We start from the raw sequence: 23522 nt of genomic DNA, 5'->3' as shown, positions 1-23522 counted from the left end.
GCACGCTTGCAGCGTCGGTCCGATGGTTTAGAGTTCTTGAGAAGAGTCTAAGACCCAATAGGGGACCTTTTATTCGATGTATGCAGTAGATCACACTGAAGAACGGATGCGCCTCGACAAATGGCTGTGGGCGGCACGTTTTTTCAAGACCCGTGCGTTGGCCAAGGCAGCCCTCGAAGGCGGCAAGGTCCAGTGCCGTGGCGAGCGCTGCAAGCCCAGCAAGGAGCCCCGTGTTGGCGATGTTCTCACCATTCGTCAGGGCTATGACGAAAAGACCGTGGTGATCGTCGCCCTGTCGCAGAATCGCCGCGGTGCGCCCGAAGCCCAGCAGCTCTATACCGAGACGCCGGAAAGCCTCAAGGCGCGCGAGCAGGCCGCAGCCGCGCGTAAGGCGGGCAACCTCGGGTTACAGACCGATGGCCGGCCCACCAAGAAGCAGCGTCGACAGATCCATCAGTTCCGCGAGTACGTCCACCCGTTCGACGACTGATCCCGTCGCGACTCGGCGGATCCCTTTCCTGGCCAGGTCCGCTCGCCGGTCCTGGCGTGCGCCGTGAGCGTCACGTTTCGCGGCCTTCCTCCTTATATAGGTAGTTCATGACTTCCCACGATTTCACCCAACGCTTCCTGTTCGACGAAACCGACGTCCGCGGCGAACTGGCCACACTGGACCGCAGCTACGTCGAGGTCCTGGCCAAGCATTCCTACCCCGAGCCGGTCGCCCAGCTGCTGGGCGAGATGCTGGCGGCGGCTGCCCTACTGTGCGGAACCCTCAAGTTCGAAGGGCTGCTGGTGCTCCAGGCACGCTCCAGCGGCCCCATCCCTTTGCTCATGGTCGAATGTTCCAGCGAACGTGAGGTGCGCGGCATCGCCCGCTACGAAGAAGCCGAAATCACCGCGTCCGCCTCCCTGGGCGAACTCATGCCCGATGGCGTCCTGGCCCTGACCATCGATCCCCGGCATGGCCAGCGTTACCAGGGCATCGTCCCGCTGGAGGGCGCCAACCTGGCCGAATGCCTGTCCGGCTACTTCGCCACCTCCGAACAACTGCCCACCCGTTTCTGGCTGAACGCCGATGGTCGCCGCGCCCGCGGCCTGCTGCTCCAGCAGCTGCCGCCGTCGCGCATCAAGGATGCCCAGGCCCGTCAGGACAGTTGGGAGCATGTCGTCACCCTGGCCGATACCCTCACGGCCGAAGAGCTGCTGGGTCTCGACAACGAGGTGATCCTGCATCGCCTGTTCCACGAGGAAGCGGTGCGCCTGTTCGACGAGCAACCGGTGGCCTTCAGCTGCAGCTGCTCGCGTGATCGGGCGGCCAATGCCCTGATCAGCATGGGACAGGCGGACGTCGAGAGTCTGCTCGACGAACAGCAGGGAGAAATTCGGGTCGATTGTCAGTTTTGCAATGAGCAGCAGGTGTTCGACGCCGCCGATATCACGCAGATTTTTGCGGGCGGCGGCACGCAAACCCCAGGAAATACCCGGCACTAGCCGTTGCAAAAGCCCGAAGGCTTTCTGGCATAATCCCGCAACGTGTAGTTCTGCCGTGTAAGAGCTACAAGCATGAGGAACGGCCCAGGGCCATGGGGAACGAAATGACGAAAGCCAACGTGTATACCGATATCAGCGTCGCGCAGTTAGTGGAAGAGTCCCTGCGACGTGGCGAAGGAGAGCTGGCCGCCAATGGCTCGCTGGTCGTCAAGACGGGGCATCGCACGGGGCGTTCGCCGGTAGATCGCTTCATCGTCGAGGAAGCCTCCACGCGCGATGCCATCCACTGGGGGCCGATCAACCGTGCCTTCCCAGAGGAGAAGTTCGCACCGCTGTGGGAGCGCGTTAGCGCCTACCTGGACGAGCGTGATCAATTCGTCTCCCACGTGCATGTAGGTGCCGATGTCGAGCACTACCTGCCCGTCGTCATGCGCACCCAGACCGCCTGGCACAATCTGTTCGGCCGCTGCCTGTTCATCAATCCGGCCGAATACAATCCCCAGTCCAAGCCGGCCTGGGAGATCATCAACGCGCCTGAGTTCGTCTGCGAGCCCGCGCGTGACGGCACCAATTCCGACGGTACCGTCATCATCAACTTCGCCGCTCGCAAGGTGCTGATCGCCGGCATGCGCTACGCCGGCGAGATGAAGAAGGCCATGTTCTCGGTGCAGAACTTCCTGCTGCCGGAAAAGGACGTGCTGCCGATGCACTGCGCCGCCAACGTGGGCGAGGAGGGTGATGTCACCCTGTTCTTCGGTCTCTCCGGTACCGGCAAGACCACCCTGTCCGCCGACCAGAGCCGCTACCTTATCGGTGACGACGAGCACGGCTGGGGCGTGGGCACCGTCTTCAACATGGAAGGGGGTTGCTACGCCAAGTGCATCGACCTGTCCGAGAAGAACGAGCCGGTGATCTGGAAGGCCATCCAGTTCGGCGCCGTGCTGGAGAACGTGGTTCTGGATCCCCAGACCCGTCAGCCCAACTATGCCGACGACAGCCTGACCCAGAACAGCCGGGCAGCCTATCCGCGCGAGCTGATCGACAAGCGCGCCGAGCACAACCTGGGTGGCGAGCCCAACGCGGTCATCTTCCTGACCTGCGACCTCACCGGTGTCCTGCCCCCGGTATCCATCCTTAATAATGAGCAGGCGGCCTACCACTTCCTGTCCGGCTACACCGCCCTGGTCGGCTCGACCGAGATGGGTTCCGGTCCCGGTATCAAGTCGACCTTCTCCACCTGCTTCGGCGCGCCCTTCTTCCCACGTCCGGCGGCTGAATACGCCGATCTGCTGATCAAGCGCATCCAGGGCTTTGGCTCCAAGGTTTACCTGGTCAACACCGGCTGGACCGGTGGCGGTTATGGCGTCGGCAAGCGCTTCAACATCCCCACCACCCGTGCCGTGATCGCGGCCATCCAGAGCGGTGCCCTCATCGGTACCGAGACCCGCCACGTGCCGGTCATCAATCTGGACGTCCCGGTCGCCGTTCCTGGCGTCGACAGCGTCCTGCTCAATCCTCGCGATACCTGGCAGGATGGCGCAGCCTATGACGCCGCCGCGCGCGAGCTGGCTGGCAAGTTCGTCGAGAATTTCAAGAAGTTCTCCGGCGTCTCCGAAGGCATCCTGGCGGCTGGTCCCCAGCTGTAAGCAGGGCGCTTGCCTGTGAACAAAGGCCGCCGATAGGGCGGCCTTTGTTTTTTAAGCTTTTTTTGCGTTTTGGGGTTGCATGGTTCGTTGTGATTGCATAAACTGCGCCCGCTTTCGCTGATAACGCTAGCGAGCGACGCGAAAGCATTGATTGTTAAGGAAATTTTAAAAAGATCCTTGACAAGAGGAGGGCAGATGAAGAAAATGCCGCCTCACTTTGGAGGGGTTCCCGAGTGGCCAAAGGGATCAGACTGTAAATCTGACGTCGCAGACTTCGAAGGTTCGAATCCTTCCCCCTCCACCAGATTGTTAGAGCGCTTAGGCTCTGCGGGTATAGTTCAGTGGTAGAACCTCAGCCTTCCAAGCTGATGATGCGGGTTCGATTCCCGCTACCCGCTCCAGTTTGACTGGCAAATGTTTCGCTCATGTAGCTCAGTTGGTAGAGCACACCCTTGGTAAGGGTGAGGTCAGCGGTTCAAATCCGCTCATGAGCTCCATCTTAAAAAGGCAGATATGAAAATATCTGCCTTTGTTTTAATGGCGGCATTGCTTTGCTCAATTCGTGAAGGGAGAGAGTGTCGATGGCTAAAGAAAAGTTTGAACGTAACAAGCCGCACCTGAACGTGGGCACCATCGGTCACGTTGACCATGGCAAGACCACGCTGACCGCAGCGCTGACCAAAGTCTGTGCCGATACCTGGGGCGGTTCCGCTCGTGGTTTCGACCAGATCGACAACGCGCCGGAAGAAAAGGCTCGCGGTATCACCATCAACACCTCCCACGTTGAGTACGACTCGGCGATCCGTCACTACGCGCACGTCGACTGCCCCGGCCACGCCGACTACGTGAAGAACATGATCACCGGTGCTGCCCAGATGGACGGCGCGATCCTGGTTTGCTCGGCTGCTGACGGCCCCATGCCGCAGACCCGCGAGCACATCCTGCTGTCCCGTCAGGTAGGCGTTCCCTACATCGTCGTGTTCCTGAACAAGGCCGACATGGTTGACGACGCCGAGCTGCTGGAACTGGTCGAAATGGAAGTTCGCGATCTGCTGAACACCTACGACTTCCCCGGCGACGACACCCCGATCGTCATCGGCTCCGCGCTGATGGCTCTGAACGGTAGCGACGACAACGAAATGGGTACCTCCGCCGTGCGCAAGCTGGTCGAGACCCTGGACTCGTACATCCCCGAGCCCGAGCGTGCCATCGACAAGCCGTTCCTGATGCCGATCGAAGACGTGTTCTCGATCTCCGGTCGCGGCACCGTGGTAACCGGTCGTGTCGAGCGTGGCATCGTCAAGGTCCAGGAAGAAGTCGAGATCGTGGGCATCAAGGCCACCGTCAAGACCACCTGCACCGGCGTTGAAATGTTCCGCAAGCTGCTGGACGAAGGCCGTGCTGGCGAGAACGTCGGCGTGCTGCTGCGTGGCACCAAGCGTGAAGACGTGGAGCGTGGCCAGGTGCTGGCCAAGCCGAACACCATCAAGCCGCACACCAAGTTCGAGTGCGAAGTGTACGTGCTGTCCAAGGAAGAAGGTGGTCGTCACACCCCGTTCTTCAAGGGCTACCGTCCGCAGTTCTACTTCCGCACCACCGACGTGACCGGTAACTGCGAGCTGCCGGAAGGCGTCGAGATGGTGATGCCGGGCGACAACATCAAGATGGTTGTCACCCTGATCGCTCCGATCGCGATGGAAGACGGTCTGCGTTTCGCCATTCGTGAAGGCGGTCGTACCGTTGGCGCCGGCGTGGTTGCCAAGATCATCGAGTAATCGATTGATCTTGGCCTGTCAGGTCGGCATAATGGTCGGCCTGATTCAAGTTACAGGCCAGTAGCTCAATTGGCAGAGCGGCGGTCTCCAAAACCGCAGGTTGGGGGTTCGATTCCCTCCTGGCCTGCCAGATTCCCATCTGGCACTCCTTACAGGATTCATGCAATGAGCATCAAGGCGGAAGCCAAAGAGTCGCGCTTCGATGCGCTGAAGTGGCTGGTGGTTGTCGTTCTGGTAGCGATCGGTGTTGTTGCCAATCACTACTTCGCTGCTCAGTCCATCCTGTATCGAGTGGTAGGTCTGTTGGTGCTGGCGGCTATCGCTGCCTTCGTTGCGCTGCAGACCGCCAAGGGGCAGGCCTTCTTTGGCTTGCTGAAAGACGCCCGTACCGAGATTCGCAAGGTTGTCTGGCCTACCCGGCAAGAGACCACCCAGACCACGCTGATCGTGGTTGCCGTGGTGCTCGTGATGGCTTTGTTGTTGTGGGGGCTAGACTCCCTGCTCGGTTGGCTGGTTTCCACGATTGTTGGTTGAAAGGGTTCGCCGTGGCTAAGCGTTGGTACGTCGTGCATGCCTACTCGGGTTACGAGAAGCATGTCATGCGTTCGTTGATCGAGCGCGTCAAGCTGCACGAAATGGAAGACGAGTTCGGCGACATTCTCGTGCCCACCGAAGAAGTGGTGGAAATGCGCAATGGCCAGAAGCGCAAGAGCGAGCGTAAGTTTTTCCCAGGATACGTCCTGGTGCAGATGGAGATGAACGAAGGGACTTGGCACCTGGTCAAGGATACCCCTCGTGTCATGGGTTTCATCGGCGGCACCGCCGACAAGCCGGCGCCCATCACTGATCGTGAGGCGGATGCGATTCTGCGTCGTGTCTCCGACAGCAGCGACAAGCCCAAGCCGAAGACCCTGTTCGAAGCGGGTGAGACGGTTCGGGTGGTGGACGGTCCGTTCGCCGACTTCAACGGCGTTGTCGAAGAAGTGAATTACGAGAAGAGCCGCATCCACGTGGCGGTACTGATCTTTGGTCGGTCGACCCCTGTGGAGCTCGAGTTCAGCCAGGTCGAAAAGGTCTAGGTTGTTCGCATCCCCCACCCCGTAGCCCCGGCTGCGGGGTTTTGTCGTCACTGGGATATAGCAAGTAATTGGGGAGCCCCGCGGGGCGTTGAACCCATCATTGGAGTAGCACATGGCTAAGAAAATTCAGGCTTACATCAAGCTGCAGGTTAAGGCCGCTCAAGCCAACCCGAGCCCGCCGGTCGGTCCGGCGCTGGGTCAGCACGGCGTCAACATCATGGAGTTCTGCAAGGCGTTCAACGCCCGCACTCAGGGCATGGAGCCCGGTCTGCCCACCCCGGTGATCATCACCGTGTACAGCGACCGTAGCTTCACCTTCGAAATCAAGAGCACCCCGGCCTCCGTGCTGCTCAAGAAGGCGGCTGGCATCAAGAGCGGTTCCGCTCGTCCGAACAGCCAGAAGGTCGGTACCGTCACCCGCGCCCAGCTGGAAGAGATCGCCAAGACCAAGAATGCCGATCTCACCGCCGCCGATATGGACGCCGCCGTGCGTACCATCGCCGGTTCCGCTCGTAGCATGGGTCTGAATGTGGAGGGCGTGTAATGGCCAAGCTCACTAAGCGTCAAAAGGCTATCGCCGAAAAAATCCAGGCTGGCAAGCAGTACGGCTTCGAAGAAGCTGCAGCCCTGCTGGCCGAGCTGTCCACCATCAAGTTCAAGGAGTCCATCGACGTCTCCGTGAACCTGGGCGTGGATCCGCGTAAATCCGACCAGGTCGTTCGTGGCGCTACCGTGCTGCCCAATGGCACTGGCAAGTCGGTTCGCGTTGCCGTGTTCACCCAGGGTGCCAATGCCGAAGCCGCACTGGCTGCCGGTGCCGAAAGAGTCGGCATGGACGACCTGGCTGCCGAGATGAAGGGCGGCGACCTGAACTATGACGTGGTCATCGCCTCGCCGGACGCCATGCGCGTTGTCGGTCAGCTGGGTCAGCTGCTCGGCCCGCGTGGTCTGATGCCTAACCCCAAGGTTGGCACCGTGACCCCGGACGTCGCTACCGCCGTCAAGAATGCCAAGGCTGGTCAGGTGCGTTTCCGTACCGACAAGAACGGCATCATTCACGCTTCCGTTGGCAAGATCGATTTCGAGCCCGTGAAGCTGAAGCAGAACGTTGAAGCTCTGCTGGCCGACCTGAAGCGCCTGAAGCCCTCGACCTCCAAGGGCATCTACGTCAAGCGCATCACCCTGAGCTCCACCATGGGCCCGGGTCTGCAGATCGACCAGGCTTCCCTGGAAGCCTAAGCAAGACACAAGTCGCCGTGCCTTCGGGCGCGGCGCCAAGATTGGGGTCCCTGCCTGGCGGGGGCTGTCCAAGACCGTAGGGGACGCAGGTCTTAAACCGGGGAAACCCTAGCCTACGCAGATGGTGCTCCCGATTCGGTTACCGAGTCAGACACCAAAACGCCGCCCAGTCCATCGGGCGAAACGGTAACATCCAGGAGTTAAACCCGTGGCAATCAAACTCGAAGACAAGAAGGCTATCGTCGCTGAAGTCAACGAGGCTGCCCAAGGTGCCCTGTCCGCTGTCGTGGCCGATGCCCGTGGCGTGACTGTGGGTGCCATGACCGGACTCCGTAAAGAGGCCCGCGCGGCTGGTGTCTATGTACGTGTCGTACGTAACACCCTGCTGCGTCGTGCCGTTGAAGGCACGTCTTTCGACGTCCTCAACGACACCTTCAAGGGCCCGACCCTGATCGCGTTCTCCCAAGAGCATCCGGGCGCTGCCGCCCGTATCTTCAAGGATTTCGCCAAGGGTCAGGACAAGTTCGAGATCAAGGCCGCCGCGTTCGAAGGCAAGCTCATTCCAGCCAACCAGATCGACGTACTGGCAACCCTGCCGACCTACGACGAAGCTGTGTCCCAGCTGATGAGTGTCATCCAGGGCGCTACCAGCAAGCTGGCTCGTACCCTCGCCGCCATTCGCGACCAAAAGGAAGCTGCCGCCGCCTAATCCGTGCGTGCTGCGTTTCCTGTAAGTCTTTCTTATTATTTGCGGCCTGAAGCCGCACCCTGTTATAGGAATCTAGAGTCATGGCTCTGACCAACGAAGACATCATCAACGCCGTATCCGAAATGTCCGTCATGCAAGTGGTGGAACTGATCAAGGCGATGGAAGAGAAGTTCGGCGTGACCGCCGCTGCCGCCGTTGCCGCTGGCCCGGCTGCTGCCGCTGCCGTCGTCGAAGAGCAGACCGAATTCACCATCATGTTGACCGAAGCCGGCGACAAGAAAGTGAACGTCATCAAGGTCGTTCGTGAACTGACCGGTCTGGGCCTGAAAGAAGCCAAGGCTGTCGTTGACGGCGCCCCGGGCGTGGTCAAGGAAGGCGTTTCCAAAGAGGAAGCCGAGGCTGCCAAGAAGTCTCTGGAAGAAGCAGGCGCCAAGGTCGAGCTCAAGTAAGTTCGGTTCTTGCGTCTACAGCCGCAACGTCTCACGTTCGGCTGATGGCTGGTGGCGAACGCCACCGGCCTTTTGCCGTTTTGTGCAGGGCGAGCATATCCGCCTGGCAAAACGCGCTGTATCCACCTCGCTCTCGGGGTGCGGCAAACCAAGGGTTTGCACGATTTTCCGGCTGCTCCCGTCGGAGAGGCCAAACAAGCTGGTGACCAAGCTGGGGAACGCTGATGGCTTACTCATACACTGAGAAAAAACGTATCCGCAAGGACTTTAGCAAGTTGCCGCACGTCATGGACGTGCCCTATTTGCTGGCTATCCAACTGGATTCGTACCGCGAATTCCTGCAGGCGGGCGCAGGCAAAGACCAGTTCCGCGATATCGGCCTGCATGCGGCCTTCAAGTCCGTTTTCCCGATTATCAGCTATTCCGGCAATGCGGCCCTGGAATACGTCGGCTATCGCCTGGGCGAGCCGGCTTTCGATGTGAAGGAATGCGTCCTGCGCGGCGTGACCTTCGCCGTCCCGCTGCGGGTCAAGGTTCGCCTGATCATCTTCGACCGCGAGTCGTCGAACAAGGCGATCAAGGACATCAAGGAGCAGGAAGTCTACATGGGGGAAATCCCCCTGATGACCGAGAACGGTACCTTCATCATCAACGGTACCGAGCGTGTCATCGTGTCCCAGCTGCACCGCAGCCCGGGCGTGTTCTTCGACCACGACCGCGGCAAGACCCACAGCTCGGGCAAGCTGCTGTACTCGGCGCGCATCATTCCCTACCGCGGCTCCTGGCTGGACTTCGAGTTCGACCCCAAGGACGCCGTCTTCGTGCGTATCGACCGCCGCCGCAAGCTGCCGGCCTCGGTTCTGCTGCGCGCGCTCGGCTACAGCACCGAAGAAGTGCTGGACGCCTTCTATGACACCAACGTCTTCCACATCAAGGGCGAGACCCTGAACCTGGAACTGGTGCCCCAGCGCCTGCGTGGTGACATCGCCAGCTTCGACATCAAGGACGAAACCGGCAAGGTGATCGTGGAGCAGGGCCGTCGCGTGACCGCTCGCCACATCAACCAGTTGGAAAAGTCCGGTATCACCGAGCTGGAAGTGCCCTTCGATTACGTCATTGGCCGTACCACCGCCAAGGCCATCGTGCACCCGTCCACCGGCGAGATCATCGCCGAGTGCAACACCGAGCTGACCCTGGACATGCTGGCCAAGATGGCCAAGGCCAATGTCGTGCGGCTCGAGACGCTGTACACCAACGACATCGACTGTGGTCCGTTCATCTCCGATACCCTGAAGATCGACTCCACCGGCAACCAGCTGGAAGCCCTGGTCGAGATCTATCGGATGATGCGTCCTGGCGAGCCGCCGACCAAGGAAGCTGCCGAGACCCTGTTCAACAACCTGTTCTTCAGCGCCGAGCGTTACGACCTGTCCGCCGTCGGCCGCATGAAGTTCAACCGCCGTATCGGTCGCGATGCCATCGAAGGCTCGGGCGTGCTGAGCCGCGAAGACATCGTCGACGTGCTCAAGACCCTGGTCGACATCCGTAACGGCAAGGGTATCGTCGACGACATCGACCACCTGGGTAACCGTCGTGTCCGTTGCGTCGGTGAAATGGCCGAGAACCAGTTCCGCGTGGGCCTGGTGCGGGTGGAGCGTGCCGTCAAGGAACGCCTGTCCATGGCCGAAAGCGAAGGCCTGATGCCGCAAGACCTGATCAACGCCAAGCCGGTGGCCGCCGCGATCAAGGAATTCTTCGGTTCCAGCCAGCTGTCCCAGTTCATGGACCAGAACAACCCGCTGTCGGAGATCACCCACAAGCGCCGCGTCTCCGCACTCGGCCCGGGCGGTCTGACCCGTGAGCGCGCCGGCTTCGAAGTCCGCGACGTACACCCGACGCACTACGGCCGGGTCTGCCCGATCGAAACGCCGGAAGGTCCGAACATCGGCCTGATCAACTCCCTGGCTGCCTATGCCCGCACCAACCAGTACGGCTTCCTCGAAAGCCCGTACCGCATGGTCAAGGACGGCGTGGCTACCGACGAGATCGTCTTCCTGTCGGCCATCGAAGAAGCCAACCACGTCATCGCCCAGGCCTCCGCCGGCCTGGACGAGAACAACCGGCTGATCGATGAGCTGGTGGCCGTGCGCCACCTGAACGAATTCACCGTCAAGGCGCCCGAAGACGTCACCCTGATGGACGTTTCGCCCAAGCAGGTCGTCTCCGTCGCCGCCTCGCTGATTCCGTTCCTCGAGCACGACGACGCCAACCGCGCGCTGATGGGTTCCAACATGCAGCGTCAGGCCGTGCCGACCCTGCGTTCGGACAAGCCGCTGGTGGGTACCGGCATGGAGCGCAACGTCGCCCGTGACTCCGGCGTCTGCGTCGTGGCCCGTCGTGGTGGCGTGATCGACTCCGTCGATGCCAGCCGTATCGTGGTGCGTGTCAACGATGCCGAAGTCGAAACCGGTGAAGCCGGTGTCGACATCTACAACCTGACCAAGTACACCCGTTCCAACCAGAACACCTGCATCAACCAGCGTCCGCTGGTGAGCAAGGGTGATCAGGTGGCCAAGTTCGACATCCTGGCCGATGGCCCCTCGACCGACATGGGCGAGCTGGCACTGGGTCAGAACATGCGCGTGGCCTTCATGCCCTGGAACGGCTTCAACTTCGAAGACTCCATCTGTCTGTCGGAGCGTGTGGTCCAGGAAGATCGCTTCACCACCATCCACATCCAGGAACTGACCTGTGTGGCCCGTGACACCAAGCTCGGCCCGGAGGAGATCACCTCCGACATCCCGAACGTGGGTGAGGCTGCGCTGAACAAGCTGGACGAGGCCGGTATCGTCTACGTCGGTGCCGAGGTCGGCGCCGGTGACATCCTGGTCGGCAAGGTCACGCCCAAGGGCGAAACCCAGCTGACCCCGGAAGAGAAGCTGCTGCGCGCCATCTTCGGCGAGAAGGCCAGCGACGTGAAGGACACCTCCCTGCGTGTGCCCACTGGCACCAAGGGTACCGTCATCGACGTCCAGGTCTTCACCCGTGACGGCGTCGAGCGCGACTCCCGCGCCCTGGCCATCGAGAAGTCCCAGCTCGACGAGATCCGCAAGGATCTGAACGAAGAGTTCCGCATCGTCGAAGGCGCGACCTTCGAGCGTCTGCGTCAGGCCCTGGTCGGTCAGGTTGCCGAAGGCGGTCCGGCGGTCAAGAAGGGTGCCGTCATCACCGACGAGTACCTGAACGGCCTGGAGCGCGGTCAGTGGTTCAAGCTGCGCATGGCGGAAGATGCTCACAACGAGCAGCTGGAAAAGGCCCAGGCCTACCTGTCCGACCGTCGCCAGCTGCTGGACGACAAGTTCGAAGACAAGAAGCGCAAGCTGCAGCAGGGCGATGACCTGGCGCCGGGCGTACTGAAGATCGTTAAGGTCTACCTCGCCATCAAGCGCCGCATCCAGCCGGGCGACAAGATGGCTGGTCGTCACGGTAACAAGGGTGTGGTCTCGGTGATCATGCCGGTCGAAGACATGCCCTACGACGCCAACGGCACGCCGGTGGACATCGTGCTGAACCCGCTGGGCGTACCCTCGCGGATGAACGTCGGTCAGATCCTCGAAACCCACCTGGGCCTCGCGGCCAAGGGCCTGGGCGAGAAGATCAACGTGATGATCGAAGAGCAGCGCAAGGTTGCAGAGCTGCGCAGCTTCCTGCACGAGATCTACAACGAGATCGGTGGCCGTCAGGAGAAGCTCGACGACCTGAGCGATCAGGAAGTCCTCGACCTGGCGAAGAACCTGCGCGGCGGTGTTCCCATGGCTACCCCGGTGTTCGACGGTGCCAAGGAAAGCGAGATCAAGGCTATGCTGAAGCTGGCCGATCTGCCGGAGAGCGGCCAGATGCGTCTGTACGACGGCCGCACTGGCAATGCCTTCGAGCGCACCACCACCGTTGGCTACATGTACATGCTCAAGCTGAACCACCTGGTGGACGACAAGATGCACGCCCGTTCCACCGGTTCCTACAGCCTGGTTACCCAGCAGCCGCTGGGTGGTAAGGCGCAGTTCGGTGGTCAGCGTTTCGGGGAGATGGAGGTCTGGGCACTGGAGGCCTATGGCGCGGCTTACACCCTGCAGGAAATGCTGACGGTGAAGTCGGACGATGTGAACGGCCGGACCAAGATGTACAAGAACATCGTGGACGGAGATCACCGCATGGAGGCCGGCATGCCCGAGTCCTTCAACGTACTGATCAAGGAAATCCGTTCGCTCGGCATCGATATCGAACTGGAAACCGAATAACACGAGACCCTAGAGGAGACGACCGCGCGGCGGTCGTCTCCGGTCCGTGAGGAGGAAAGGCCTTGAAAGACTTGCTCAATCTGTTGAAAAACCAGGGTCAACTCGAAGAGTTCGATGCCATCCGCATTGGTCTGGCCTCGCCCGAGATGATTCGTTCCTGGTCGTTCGGTGAAGTGAAGAAGCCGGAGACCATCAACTACCGTACCTTCAAGCCCGAGCGCGATGGTCTGTTCTGCGCCAAGATCTTTGGCCCGGTCAAGGACTACGAGTGCCTGTGCGGAAAGTACAAGCGCCTCAAGCACCGCGGCGTGATCTGCGAGAAGTGCGGCGTGGAAGTCGCCCTGGCCAAGGTGCGCCGCGAGCGCATGGGCCACATCGAGCTGGCTTCGCCCGTCGCCCACATCTGGTTCCTGAAGTCGCTGCCGTCCCGTATCGGCCTGCTGCTGGACATGACCCTGCGTGACATCGAGCGCGTGCTCTATTTCGAGAGCTACGTGGTGATCGATCCGGGCATGACCACCCTCGAGAAGTACCAGCTGCTCAACGACGAGCAGTACTTCGAGGCGCTGGAAGAGTTCGGTGACGACTTCGACGCCCGCATGGGTGCGGAAGCCGTGTTCCAGCTGCTCGGCGCCATTGATCTGGAGCACGAGATCGGTCGCCTGCGCGAAGAGATTCCGCAGACCAACTCCGAGACCAAGATCAAGAAGCTGTCCAAGCGCCTGAAGCTGATGGAAGCCTTCCAGGGCTCCGGCAACAAGCCGGAGTGGATGGTCATGACCGTGCTGCCCGTGCTGCCGCCGGACCTGCGTCCGCTGGTACCGCTGGATGGCGGCCGCTTCGCGACCTCCGACCTGAACGATCTCTATCGTCGCGTCATCAACCGGAACAACCGCCTCAAGCGGCTGCTCGACCTCGCCGCGCCCGACATCATCGTGCGCAACGAGAAGCGCATGCTGCAGGAAGCCGTCGACGCCCTGCTGGACAACGGCCGTCGCGGTCGTGCCATCACCGGTTCCAACAAGCGCCCGCTGAAGTCCTTGGCCGACATGATCAAGGGCAAGCAGGGTCGTTTCCGTCAGAACCTGCTGGGCAAGCGCGTCGACTACTCCGGTCGTTCCGTGATCACCGTGGGCCCGACCCTGCGTCTGCACCAGTGCGGTCTGCCCAAGAAGATGGCCCTGGAACTGTTCAAGCCGTTCATCTTCGGCAAGCTGGAAGCCCGCGGCATGGCGACCACCATCAAGGCCGCCAAGAAGATGGTCGAGCGCGAACTGCCCGAGGTCTGGGACGTGCTCGCCGAAGTCATCCGCGAACACCCCGTGCTGCTCAACCGCGCCCCGACCCTGCACCGTCTGGGCATCCAGGCGTTCGAGCCGGTCCTCATCGAAGGCAAGGCGATCCAGCTGCACCCGCTGGTCTGCGCCGCGTACAACGCCGACTTCGACGGTGACCAGATGGCCGTGCACGTGCCGCTGACGCTGGAAGCCCAGCTGGAAGCGCGCGCCCTGATGATGTCGACCAACAACATCCTGTCGCCCGCCAACGGCGAGCCGATCATCGTGCCGTCGCAGGACGTGGTCCTGGGTCTGTACTACATGACCCGTGAAGCCATCAACGCCAAGGGCGAAGGCCGCGTGTTCGCCGACCTGCAGGAAGTCGATCGCGTCTTCCGTGCCGGCGAAGCCGCGCTGCATGCCAAGGTCAAGGTACGCATCAACGAGACCATCCTTCACAAGGACGGCAGCCTGACCAAGAACACCCGCATCGTCGACACCACCGTCGGCCGCGCGCTGCTGTTCCAGGTCGTGCCCGCCGGTCTGCCGTACGACGTGGTCAACCAGTCGATGAAGAAGAAGGCCATCTCCAAGCTGATCAACCACTGCTACCGCGTGGTGGGTCTGAAGGACACCGTCATCTTCGCCGACCAGTTGATGTACACCGGTTTCGCCTATTCGACCCTGTCCGGCGTCTCCATCGGCGTCAACGACTTCGTCATTCCGGACGAGAAGGCCCGCATCATCGATGCCGCCACCGCCGAGGTGAAGGAGATCGAGAGCCAGTACGCCTCCGGCCTGGTGACCCAGGGCGAGAAGTACAACAAGGTGATCGACCTCTGGTCGAAGGCCAACGACGAAGTGTCCAAGGCGATGATGACCAACCTCTCGAAAGAGAAGGTCATCGATCGCGAGGGCAAGGAAGTCGACCAGGAGTCCTTCAACTCCATGTACATGATGGCCGATTCCGGCGCCCGGGGTTCCGCGGCCCAGATTCGCCAGCTCGCCGGCATGCGTGGCCTGATGGCCAAGCCGGACGGCTCCATCATCGAGACGCCCATCACCGCCAACTTCCGTGAAGGCCTGAACGTACTCCAGTACTTCATCTCCACCCACGGTGCCCGTAAGGGTCTGGCGGATACCGCTCTGAAGACCGCGAACTCCGGTTACCTGACCCGTCGTCTCGTCGACGTGGCCCAGGATCTGGTGGTGACCGAGGTCGACTGCGGTACCGAGCGCGGCCTGATCATGACCCCGCACATCGAAGGCGGTGACGTGGTCGAGCCCCTGGGTGAGCGCGTGCTGGGTCGAGTCATCGCCCGCGACGTGCCCAAGCCGGGTACCGAAGAGATCATCGTGCCTGCAGGCACTCTGGTCGACGAGCGCTGGGTCGAGTTCCTCGAGCTCAACAGCGTCGACGAAGTCGTGGTGCGTTCGCCGATCACCTGCGAAACCCGTCATGGCATCTGCGCCAAGTGCTACGGTCGCGATCTGGCTCGCGGTCACCAGGTCAACATCGGTGAAGCGGTCGGCGTCATCGCCGCCCAGTCCATCGGTGAGCCGGGTACCCAGCTGACCATGCGTACCTTCCACATCGGTGGTGCGGCCAGCCGGACCTCCGCGGCCGACAGCGTCCAGGTCAAGAACGGCGGTGCCATCCGTCTGCACAACCTGAAGCACGTCGAACGTGCCGACGGTGCCCTGGTTGCCGTGTCCCGTTCCGGTGAGCTGGCCATCGCCGACGACTTCGGTCGTGAGCGCGAGCGCTACAAGCTGCCCTACGGTGCGGTGATTTCGGTCAAGGAAGGCGACAAGGTCGACGCTGGCGCCATCGTCGCCAAGTGGGACCCGCACACCCACCCCATCGTCACCGAGATGGACGGTACCGTGGCCTTCGTCGGCATGGAGGAGGGCATCACCATCAAGCGCCAGACCGACGAACTGACCGGTCTGACCAACATCGAGGTGCTCGACGCCAAGGATCGCCCGACCTCCGGCAAGGACATCCGTCCGGCGGTCAAGCTGATCGACGCCAACGGCAAGGATCTGCTGCTGCCGGGTACTGACGTACCGGCCCAGTACTTCCTGCCGCCGAACGCGCTTGTCAACCTGAGCGACGGTGCCAAGGTGCATGTGGGTGACGTTATCGCCCGTATCCCCCAGGAAACCTCCAAGACTCGCGACATCACCGGTGGTCTGCCCCGCGTGGCCGACCTCTTCGAAGCGCGTCGTCCCAAGGAGCCGGCCATCCTGGCGGAGATCAGCGGTACCATCTCCTTCGGCAAGGAAACCAAGGGCAAGCGTCGTCTGGTCATCACTCCGACCGACGGCACCGATCCCTACGAGGAACTGATTCCGAAGTGGCGCCACCTGAACGTCTTCGAAGGCGAACAGGTCAGCCGCGGCGAAGTCATCTCCGACGGTCCGAGCAATCCGCACGACATCCTGCGTCTGCTGGGTGTCAGCGCGCTGGCCAAGTACATCGTCAACGAGATCCAGGACGTGTACCGCCTGCAGGGCGTGAAGATCAACGACAAGCACATCGAGACCATCTTGCGGCAGATGCTGCGCAAGGTCGAAGTGAGCGATACCGGTGACTCGAGCTTCATCAAGGGCGATCAGGTCGAACTGACCCATGTCCTGGAAGAGAACGAGCAACTGGTCGGCAATGATCGCTTCGTCGCCAAGTACGAGCGCGTGCTGCTGGGTATCACCAAGGCTTCGCTGTCCACCGAGTCCTTCATCTCGGCCGCTTCCTTCCAGGAGACCACCCGTGTCCTGACCGAAGCCGCCGTGACCGGCAAGCGCGACTTCCTGCGCGGCCTGAAGGAAAACGTGGTGGTGGGTCGTCTGATCCCGGCCGGTACCGGTCTGGCCTACCACAGCGAGCGCAAGCGCCAGCGCGAACTCGGCAAGCCGCAGCGCGTCAGCGCCAGCGAGGCCGAAGCCGCCCTGACCGAAGCGCTGAACTCCAGCGCCAGCTGAGTTCGGTAGCGGGTCTCGCTTGACAAAGCCCCCGGCGCCCCAGGCGTCCGGGGGCTTTGTCTTGACTGGGGCGCCCAAGCTCTTTAGACTTTCGTTCCCCGAAAATGGGCAGGACTGACGTTCTGCTATTTCGTTTATGTCGCAAGACAATCAGTGGAGCTATAGATGGCAACTATCAACCAGCTGGTGCGTAGTGCACGCAAGCGTATCGTCGAGAAATCCGACGTGCCTGCGCTGCAAAACTGCCCGCAACGTCGTGGCGTGTGCACCCGCGTGTACACCACCACTCCCAAGAAGCCCAACTCCGCACTGCGGAAGGTCTGCCGTGTGCGTCTGACCAACGGCTTCGAAGTCACCTCCTACATCGGCGGTGAAGGCCACAACCTGCAGGAACACAGCGTCGTGCTGATCCGCGGTGGCCGGGTCAAGGATCTGCCGGGTGTGCGTTATCACACCGTGCGCGGTTCGCTGGACACCACCGGTGTGAAGGACCGCAAGCAGGGCCGTTCCAAGTACGGCACCAAGCGTCCGAAGTAATCACCTTTCTTTTTGTTCGAGTCGATAAGAGTAAGGTCGGGCAACGAGTCCCGAGCTAACCTGAAGACCGTTTTGAGGGCTTATCAATGCCAAGACGTCGTGTAGCGGCCAAGCGCGAAATACTTGACGATCCGAAATACGGAAGCCAGATCCTGGCCAAGTTCATGAACCACGTGATGGAAAGCGGCAAGAAAGCCGTTGCCGAGCGTATCGTTTATGGTGCTCTGGACAAGGTCAAAGAGCGTTCCAAGAATGCCGAACCCCTGGAAGTTTTCGAAAAAGCGCTCGACGCCATCGCTCCGCTGGTCGAAGTGAAGTCCCGCCGTGTCGGCGGTGCTACCTACCAGGTGCCGGTTGAGGTTCGTCCTTCCCGTCGTAATGCCCTGGCCATGCGCTGGCTGGTGGACTCCGCGCGCAAGCGTGGCGAGAAGTCCATGGCTCTGCGCCTGGCGGGTGAACTCATGGACGCTTTTGAAGGCAAGGGTGCCGCAGTCAAGAAGCGCGAAGACGTGCATCGCATGGCAGAAGCCAACAAGGCCTTCTCGCACTACCGCTTCTAAGCCTAGCGCTTCCAATCAAGCGAGGACCTTATGGCTCGTACAACCGCTATTAACCGCTATCGGAACATCGGTATCTGCGCCCACGTGGACGCAGGTAAGACGACTACTACCGAGCGGATTCTGTTCTACACCGGCGTGAACCACAAAATGGGTGAGGTTCACGACGGCGCTGCGACCATGGACTGGATGGTGCAGGAGCAGGAGCGTGGTATCACCATCACCTCCGCTGCCACCACCGCGTTCTGGTCCGGTTCGACCAAGCAGTACGACAAGTACCGCGTCAACATCATCGATACCCCCGGCCACGTGGACTTCACCATTGAGGTGGAGCGTTCCCTGCGCGTGCTGGACGGTGCGGTCGTGGTGTTCTGCGGTACCTCCGGTGTCGAGCCTCAGTCCGAGACCGTATGGCGTCAAGCCAACAAGTACGGCGTCCCGCGCATCGTCTACGTCAACAAGATGGACCGTGCCGGTGCCAACTTCCTGCGCGTCGTCGAGCAGATCAAGAAGCGCCTGGGCCATACTCCGGTCCCGGTTCAGTTGGCCATCGGCGCGGAAGAGAACTTCCAGGGCCAGATCGACCTGCTGAAGATGAAGGCCATCTTCTGGAACGATGACGACCAGGGCATGACCTACCGCGAGGAAGACATTCCTGCGGACATGCTGGCCGATGCCGAGCAGTGGCGCTCCAACATGGTCGAGGCTGCGGCCGAAGCCAACGAAGAGCTGATGAACAAGTACCTGGAAGGCGGCGAGCTGTCGATCGACGAGATCAAGGCCGGCCTGCGTCAGCGTACCATCGCCTGCGAAATCGTCCCGGCCGTCTGCGGTTCGTCCTTCAAGAACAAGGGCGTGCCCCTGGTTCTGGACGCCGTGATCGACTTCCTGCCGGCGCCGATCGAGATTCCCGCGATCAAGGGTACCAACCCGGACAACGAGGAAATCCACGACGAGCGTCATGCAGACGACGACGAGCCCTTCTCGGCGCTGGCGTTCAAGATCGCTACCGACCCCTTCGTGGGTACCTTGACCTTCGCCCGCGTCTACTCGGGTGTACTGAGCTCCGGTGACTCCGTCATCAACTCGGTGAAGGGCAAGAAGGAGCGCGTCGGCCGTATGGTGCAGATGCACGCCAACACCCGTGAAGAGATCAAGGAAGTTCGTGCTGGCGACATCGCCGCCCTGATCGGCATGAAGGACGTCACCACCGGTGACACCCTGTGCTCGATCGAGAAGCCGATCATCCTCGAGCGCATGGACTTCCCGGAGCCGGTGATCTCGGTCGCTGTCGAGCCGAAGACCAAGGCCGACCAGGAGAAGATGGGTATCGCACTGGGCAAGTTGGCCCAGGAAGACCCCTCGTTCCGCGTCAAGACCGACGAAGAGTCCGGTCAGACCATCATCTCCGGCATGGGCGAGCTGCACCTGGACATCCTGGTGGATCGCATGAAGCGCGAATTCGGCGTGGAAGCGAACATCGGTAAGCCTCAGGTCGCCTACCGCGAAACCATCCGCAACACCTGCGAGATCGAAGGCAAGTTCGTTCGCCAGTCGGGTGGTCGTGGCCAGTTCGGTCACTGCTGGATTCGCTTCGCGCCGGCCGACGAAGGTCAGGAAGGTCTGGAGTTCGTCAGCGAAGTCGTGGGCGGTGTGATTCCGAAGGAATACATCCCGGCGATCCAGAAGGGCATCGAAGAGCAGATGAAGAACGGCATCGTTGCCGGCTATCCGCTGCTCGGCCTGAAGGCCGCTGTGTTCGACGGTTCCTACCATGACGTCGACTCCAACGAGATGGCGTTCAAGATCGCTGCCTCCATGGCGACCAAGCAGCTCACCCAGAAGGGTGGTGCCGTGCTGCTCGAGCCGATCATGAAGGTCGAGGTCGTGACCCCGGAAGACTACATGGGCGACGTCATGGGCGACCTGAACCGTCGTCGTGGCCTGATCCAGGGTATGGAAGACACCGTGACCGGCAAGGTCATCCGTGCCGAGGTTCCGCTGGGCGAGATGTTTGGCTACGCTACGGATGTCCGCTCCATGTCTCAGGGTCGCGCAAGCTACTCCATGGAGTTCTCCAAGTACGCCGAAGCTCCGTCGAACATCGCCGAAGCCATCATCAAGAAACAAGCTTAATCAGCGCTTTGACTAGAGGTTTATCTCGTGGCTAAAGAAAAATTCGAACGTAACAAACCGCACCTGAACGTGGGCACCATCGGTCACGTTGACCATGGTAAGACCACGCTGACCGCAGCGCTGACCAAAGTCTGTGCCGACACCTGGGGCGGTTCCGCTCGTGGTTTCGACCAGATCGACAACGCGCCGGAAGAAAAGGCTCGCGGTATCACCATCAACACCTCCCACGTTGAGTACGACTCGGCGATCCGTCACTACGCGCACGTCGACTGCCCCGGCCACGCCGACTACGTGAAGAACATGATCACCGGTGCTGCCCAGATGGACGGCGCGATCCTGGTTTGCTCGGCTGCTGACGGCCCCATGCCGCAGACCCGCGAGCACATCCTGCTGTCCCGTCAGGTAGGCGTTCCCTACATCGTCGTGTTCCTGAACAAGGCCGACATGGTTGACGACGCCGAGCTGCTGGAACTGGTCGAAATGGAAGTTCGCGATCTGCTGAACACCTACGACTTCCCCGGCGACGACACCCCGATCGTCATCGGCTCCGCGCTGATGGCTCTGAACGGCAACGACGACAACGAAATGGGTACCTCCGCCGTGCGCAAGCTGGTCGAGACCCTGGACTCGTACATCCCCGAGCCCGAGCGTGCCATCGACAAGCCGTTCCTGATGCCGATCGAAGACGTGTTCTCGATCTCCGGTCGCGGCACCGTGGTAACCGGTCGTGTCGAGCGTGGCATCGTCAAGGTCCAGGAAGAAGTCGAGATCGTGGGCATCAAGGCCACCGTCAAGACCACCTGCACCGGCGTTGAAATGTTCCGCAAGCTGCTGGACGAAGGCCGTGCTGGCGAGAACGTCGGCGTGCTGCTGCGTGGCACCAAGCGTGAAGACGTGGAGCGTGGCCAGGTTCTGGCCAAGCCGAACACCATCAAGCCGCACACCAAGTTCGAGTGCGAAGTGTACGTGCTGTCCAAGGAAGAAGGTGGTCGTCACACCCCGTTCTTCAAGGGCTACCGTCCGCAGTTCTACTTCCGCACCACCGACGTGACCGGTAACTGCGAGCTGCCGGAAGGCGTCGAGATGGTGATGCCGGGCGACAACATCAAGATGGTTGTCACCCTGATCGCTCCGATCGCGATGGAAGACGGTCTGCGTTTCGCCATCCGTGAAGGCGGTCGTACCGTCGGCGCCGGCGTGGTTGCCAAGATCATCGAGTAATCGATTGATCTGAAACGAAAAAAGGCCCTCCGGGGCCTTTTTTCTTGGCTCGTGAAATTGACAGATGGCAAAAGAGGCGTTCTTGACAGCCGCCGGCGACATCCTTAGAATTGCGCCTCCTTTAATCGGGCACCTTTTTGTCCGAGAGGAAAGCTTGGAGTCTGAGGTCAAATGCAAAATCAACAAATCCGTATTCGGTTGAAGGCTTTTGATCATCGCCTGATCGATCAATCCACCCAGGAAATCGTAGAAACTGCGAAACGTACTGGTGCTCAGGTGCGTGGTCCGATTCCTCTGCCTACCCGCAAGGAACGTTACACAGTGCTGATTTCTCCGCACGTCAACAAGGACGCTCGTGACCAGTACGAAATTCGTACCCACAAGCGTGTGCTCGACATCGTTCAGCCCACCGACAAGACCGTCGATGCGCTGATGAAGCTCGATCTCGCCGCTGGCGTTGAAGTGCAAATCAGCCTCGGCTGAGACCGTCAAGGTTTCAGTCGTGTAACGCTCTGAAATGGGCGGCCATAGCGGGTGAAAGCCCCGTACACTCAAGAGGTTCTCAACATGACGATTGGTTTAGTCGGTCGTAAATGCGGTATGACCCGCGTTTTCACCGAAGAAGGCGTTTCCGTTCCGGTTACGGTCATTGAGATCGAGCCGAATCGCGTAACCCAATTCAAAAGCGAAGAAACCGATGGCTATCGTGCCATTCAGGTAACCGTGGGCGAGCGTCGTGCTTCCCGCGTGACCAAGGCGCAAGCCGGTCACTTCGCCAAGGCCAGCGTTGCCGCTGGTCGTAGCGTCCTCGAATTCCGCCTGGAGGACGGTGAGTACAAGGCCGGCGACGAAGTCACCGTAGCCCTGTTCGAAGCCGGTCAGATGGTTGATGTCACTGGTCAGTCCAAAGGTAAGGGCTACGCCGGTACCATCAAGCGCTGGAACTTCCGTGGTCAGGACAACACCCACGGTAACTCCGTTTCCCACCGTGCACCTGGTTCCATCGGCCAGTGCCAGACTCCTGGTCGAGTGTTCAAGGGCAAGAAAATGTCCGGTCACCTGGGTGCGGAGCGTGTAACCGTTCAGTCGCTGGAAGTCGTGCGTGTAGACGCCGAGCGCAACCTGCTGCTGGTCAAGGGTGCCGTCCCCGGCGCGCCGGGTGGTGACGTGATCGTGCGTCCCGCTGTCAAGGCCCGTGGTTGAGAGGAGAGAGAACATGCAACTCAATGTGAATGGCTCTCAAGCTATCGAAGTCTCCGAGCACACCTTCGGCGGTGAATTCAACGAGACCCTGGTTCACCAGGCAGTCGTCGCCTACATGGCTGGCGGTCGTCAGGGCACCCGTGCCCAGAAGACCCGTTCCGAAGTCCGTGGCGGTGGCAAGAAGCCCTGGCGTCAGAAGGGCAGCGGTCGTGCCCGTGCCGGTACCATCCGCAGCCCCATCTGGCGCTCCGGTGGCGTGGCTTTCGCAGCCAAGCCCCAGGATCACAGCCAGAAGCTGAACAAGAAGATGTACCGCGCTGCACTGCGCTCCATCCTCGCCGAGCTGGTCCGTCTGGATCGTCTGGTCGTGGTTGACGACTTCGCCGTCGACGCGCCCAAGACCAAGACCCTGGTCAGCAAGCTGGACGGCCTGGGCCTGAGCGACGTGCTGATCGTGACCGACGCTGTCGACCAGAACCTGTATCTGGCCGCCCGCAACCTGCCTTTCGTCGACGTGCGTGATGTCCAGGGTTCTGACCCGGTCAGCCTGATCGCCTACGACAAGGTGCTGGTCACTGTGTCCGCCGTGAAGAAATTCGAGGAGCTGCTGGCATGAACCAGGAACGCGTATTCAAAGTGCTGCTTGGCCCGCACATCTCCGAGAAGGCCACCATGCTGGCGGACAGCCAGAAGCAGTTCGTATTCAAGGTTGCCACCGATGCAACCAAGCTGGAAATCAAGAAGGCCGTCGAGCAGCTGTTCGAGGTCAAGGTTCGCAGCGTCAGCACCCTGAACGTCCAGGGCAAGACCAAGCGTACCGCTCGTGGTCTGGGCAAGCGTAACGACTGGAAAAAAGCGTACATCGCGCTCCAGCCGGGCCAGGATCTCGACTTTTCCAGCAGCGCCGAGTAATCAGGGGG

20 protein-coding genes and 4 tRNA genes are annotated in these 23522 nt (G+C 61.0%); all 24 read left to right on the top strand.

Features of this window, described 5'->3' with window-relative positions; all coding sequences use genetic code 11:
- The first annotated feature begins 106 nt into the window (after positions 1-106).
- The 24 genes from V6W80_RS21875 to rplW all read left to right on the top strand — a co-directional run bounded on the left by V6W80_RS21875 (position 107) and on the right by rplW (position 23514).
- Entirely contained in the window at positions 107-490 is a 384-nt protein-coding gene (locus V6W80_RS21875; RefSeq protein ID WP_007161254.1) for an RNA-binding S4 domain-containing protein, read from the top strand.
- A gap of 107 nt (positions 491-597) precedes the next feature.
- Positions 598-1491, top strand: coding sequence for an Hsp33 family molecular chaperone HslO (gene hslO, locus V6W80_RS21870; RefSeq protein ID WP_017639504.1), 894 nt, complete (start codon positions 598-600; stop codon positions 1489-1491).
- Between the two features lie 104 nt (positions 1492-1595).
- Positions 1596-3137 carry a phosphoenolpyruvate carboxykinase gene (locus tag V6W80_RS21865; RefSeq protein WP_338545366.1) on the top strand — a complete coding sequence of 514 codons (1542 nt, stop codon included), beginning with the start codon at positions 1596-1598 and terminating at the stop codon, positions 3135-3137.
- Between the two features lie 219 nt (positions 3138-3356).
- Positions 3357-3441, top strand: a tRNA-Tyr gene (locus V6W80_RS21860).
- A gap of 23 nt (positions 3442-3464) precedes the next feature.
- A tRNA-Gly gene (locus V6W80_RS21855) sits at positions 3465-3538 on the top strand.
- Between the two features lie 20 nt (positions 3539-3558).
- Positions 3559-3634, top strand: a tRNA-Thr gene (locus V6W80_RS21850).
- An 84-nt stretch (positions 3635-3718) separates the two neighbouring features.
- Complete coding sequence (gene tuf / locus V6W80_RS21845; RefSeq protein WP_338545365.1) at positions 3719-4912, top strand: elongation factor Tu; 1194 nt, start codon at positions 3719-3721, stop codon at positions 4910-4912.
- A gap of 54 nt (positions 4913-4966) precedes the next feature.
- A tRNA-Trp gene (locus V6W80_RS21840) sits at positions 4967-5042 on the top strand.
- 35 nt (positions 5043-5077) lie between these two features.
- The gene (gene secE, locus V6W80_RS21835; RefSeq protein ID WP_017641864.1) at positions 5078-5446 is read left to right on the top strand and encodes a preprotein translocase subunit SecE; all 369 of its coding nucleotides are present in this window, start codon (positions 5078-5080) and stop codon (positions 5444-5446) included.
- An 11-nt stretch (positions 5447-5457) separates the two neighbouring features.
- A complete protein-coding gene (nusG, locus tag V6W80_RS21830; protein ID WP_026083932.1) occupies positions 5458-5991 on the top strand; it encodes a transcription termination/antitermination protein NusG in 534 nt (177 codons plus the stop codon).
- Between the two features lie 112 nt (positions 5992-6103).
- Positions 6104-6535 (top strand): 50S ribosomal protein L11, encoded by a 432-nt coding sequence (gene rplK / locus V6W80_RS21825; protein ID WP_017641866.1) that lies wholly within the window; start codon positions 6104-6106, stop codon positions 6533-6535.
- The gene (gene rplA, locus V6W80_RS21820) at positions 6535-7230 is read left to right on the top strand and encodes a 50S ribosomal protein L1 (protein ID WP_017641867.1); all 696 of its coding nucleotides are present in this window, start codon (positions 6535-6537) and stop codon (positions 7228-7230) included. The genes rplK and rplA overlap by 1 nt, the downstream gene beginning before the upstream one ends.
- A 208-nt stretch (positions 7231-7438) precedes the next feature.
- Positions 7439-7939, top strand: a complete 501-nt coding sequence (gene rplJ / locus V6W80_RS21815; protein ID WP_017641868.1) for a 50S ribosomal protein L10 — start codon at positions 7439-7441, stop codon at positions 7937-7939.
- Positions 7940-8019: 80 nt separating this feature from the next.
- The gene (gene rplL / locus V6W80_RS21810) at positions 8020-8388 is read left to right on the top strand and encodes a 50S ribosomal protein L7/L12 (protein WP_017641869.1); all 369 of its coding nucleotides are present in this window, start codon (positions 8020-8022) and stop codon (positions 8386-8388) included.
- A gap of 224 nt (positions 8389-8612) precedes the next feature.
- Positions 8613-12686, top strand: coding sequence for a DNA-directed RNA polymerase subunit beta (gene rpoB / locus V6W80_RS21805; RefSeq protein ID WP_026083933.1), 4074 nt, complete (start codon positions 8613-8615; stop codon positions 12684-12686).
- A gap of 62 nt (positions 12687-12748) precedes the next feature.
- Positions 12749-16948 (top strand): DNA-directed RNA polymerase subunit beta', encoded by a 4200-nt coding sequence (rpoC, locus tag V6W80_RS21800; protein ID WP_338545364.1) that lies wholly within the window; start codon positions 12749-12751, stop codon positions 16946-16948.
- A gap of 165 nt (positions 16949-17113) precedes the next feature.
- Positions 17114-17485: a 30S ribosomal protein S12 gene (rpsL, locus tag V6W80_RS21795; protein WP_007163089.1), complete on the top strand. Its 372-nt coding sequence runs from the start codon at positions 17114-17116 to the stop codon at positions 17483-17485.
- Between the two features lie 86 nt (positions 17486-17571).
- Positions 17572-18045 (top strand): 30S ribosomal protein S7, encoded by a 474-nt coding sequence (rpsG, locus tag V6W80_RS21790; RefSeq protein WP_007163088.1) that lies wholly within the window; start codon positions 17572-17574, stop codon positions 18043-18045.
- A gap of 30 nt (positions 18046-18075) precedes the next feature.
- Positions 18076-20178, top strand: coding sequence for an elongation factor G (fusA, locus tag V6W80_RS21785; protein WP_026083934.1), 2103 nt, complete (start codon positions 18076-18078; stop codon positions 20176-20178).
- A gap of 27 nt (positions 20179-20205) precedes the next feature.
- On the top strand, positions 20206-21399 hold the full coding sequence (gene tuf, locus V6W80_RS21780) for an elongation factor Tu (protein WP_160921986.1): 1194 nt from the start codon (positions 20206-20208) through the stop codon (positions 21397-21399).
- Positions 21400-21570: 171 nt separating this feature from the next.
- A complete protein-coding gene (gene rpsJ, locus V6W80_RS21775) occupies positions 21571-21882 on the top strand; it encodes a 30S ribosomal protein S10 (RefSeq protein ID WP_003243886.1) in 312 nt (103 codons plus the stop codon).
- An 84-nt stretch (positions 21883-21966) separates the two neighbouring features.
- A complete protein-coding gene (gene rplC / locus V6W80_RS21770; RefSeq protein WP_007161251.1) occupies positions 21967-22602 on the top strand; it encodes a 50S ribosomal protein L3 in 636 nt (211 codons plus the stop codon).
- A gap of 13 nt (positions 22603-22615) precedes the next feature.
- Positions 22616-23218 carry a 50S ribosomal protein L4 gene (rplD, locus tag V6W80_RS21765; protein ID WP_017640279.1) on the top strand — a complete coding sequence of 201 codons (603 nt, stop codon included), beginning with the start codon at positions 22616-22618 and terminating at the stop codon, positions 23216-23218.
- Positions 23215-23514, top strand: coding sequence for a 50S ribosomal protein L23 (rplW, locus tag V6W80_RS21760; RefSeq protein ID WP_007161249.1), 300 nt, complete (start codon positions 23215-23217; stop codon positions 23512-23514). Before rplD ends, rplW begins: the two co-directional genes overlap by 4 nt.
- Positions 23515-23522 lie beyond the last annotated feature (8 nt).

This window comes from Pseudomonas benzopyrenica, from assembly GCF_036884265.1.
GTDB classification, from domain to species: domain Bacteria; phylum Pseudomonadota; class Gammaproteobacteria; order Pseudomonadales; family Pseudomonadaceae; genus Chryseomonas; species Chryseomonas benzopyrenica.
Note: the sequence above shows the minus strand (reverse complement) of the source record. Positions and strands in the feature narration are given on the sequence as shown.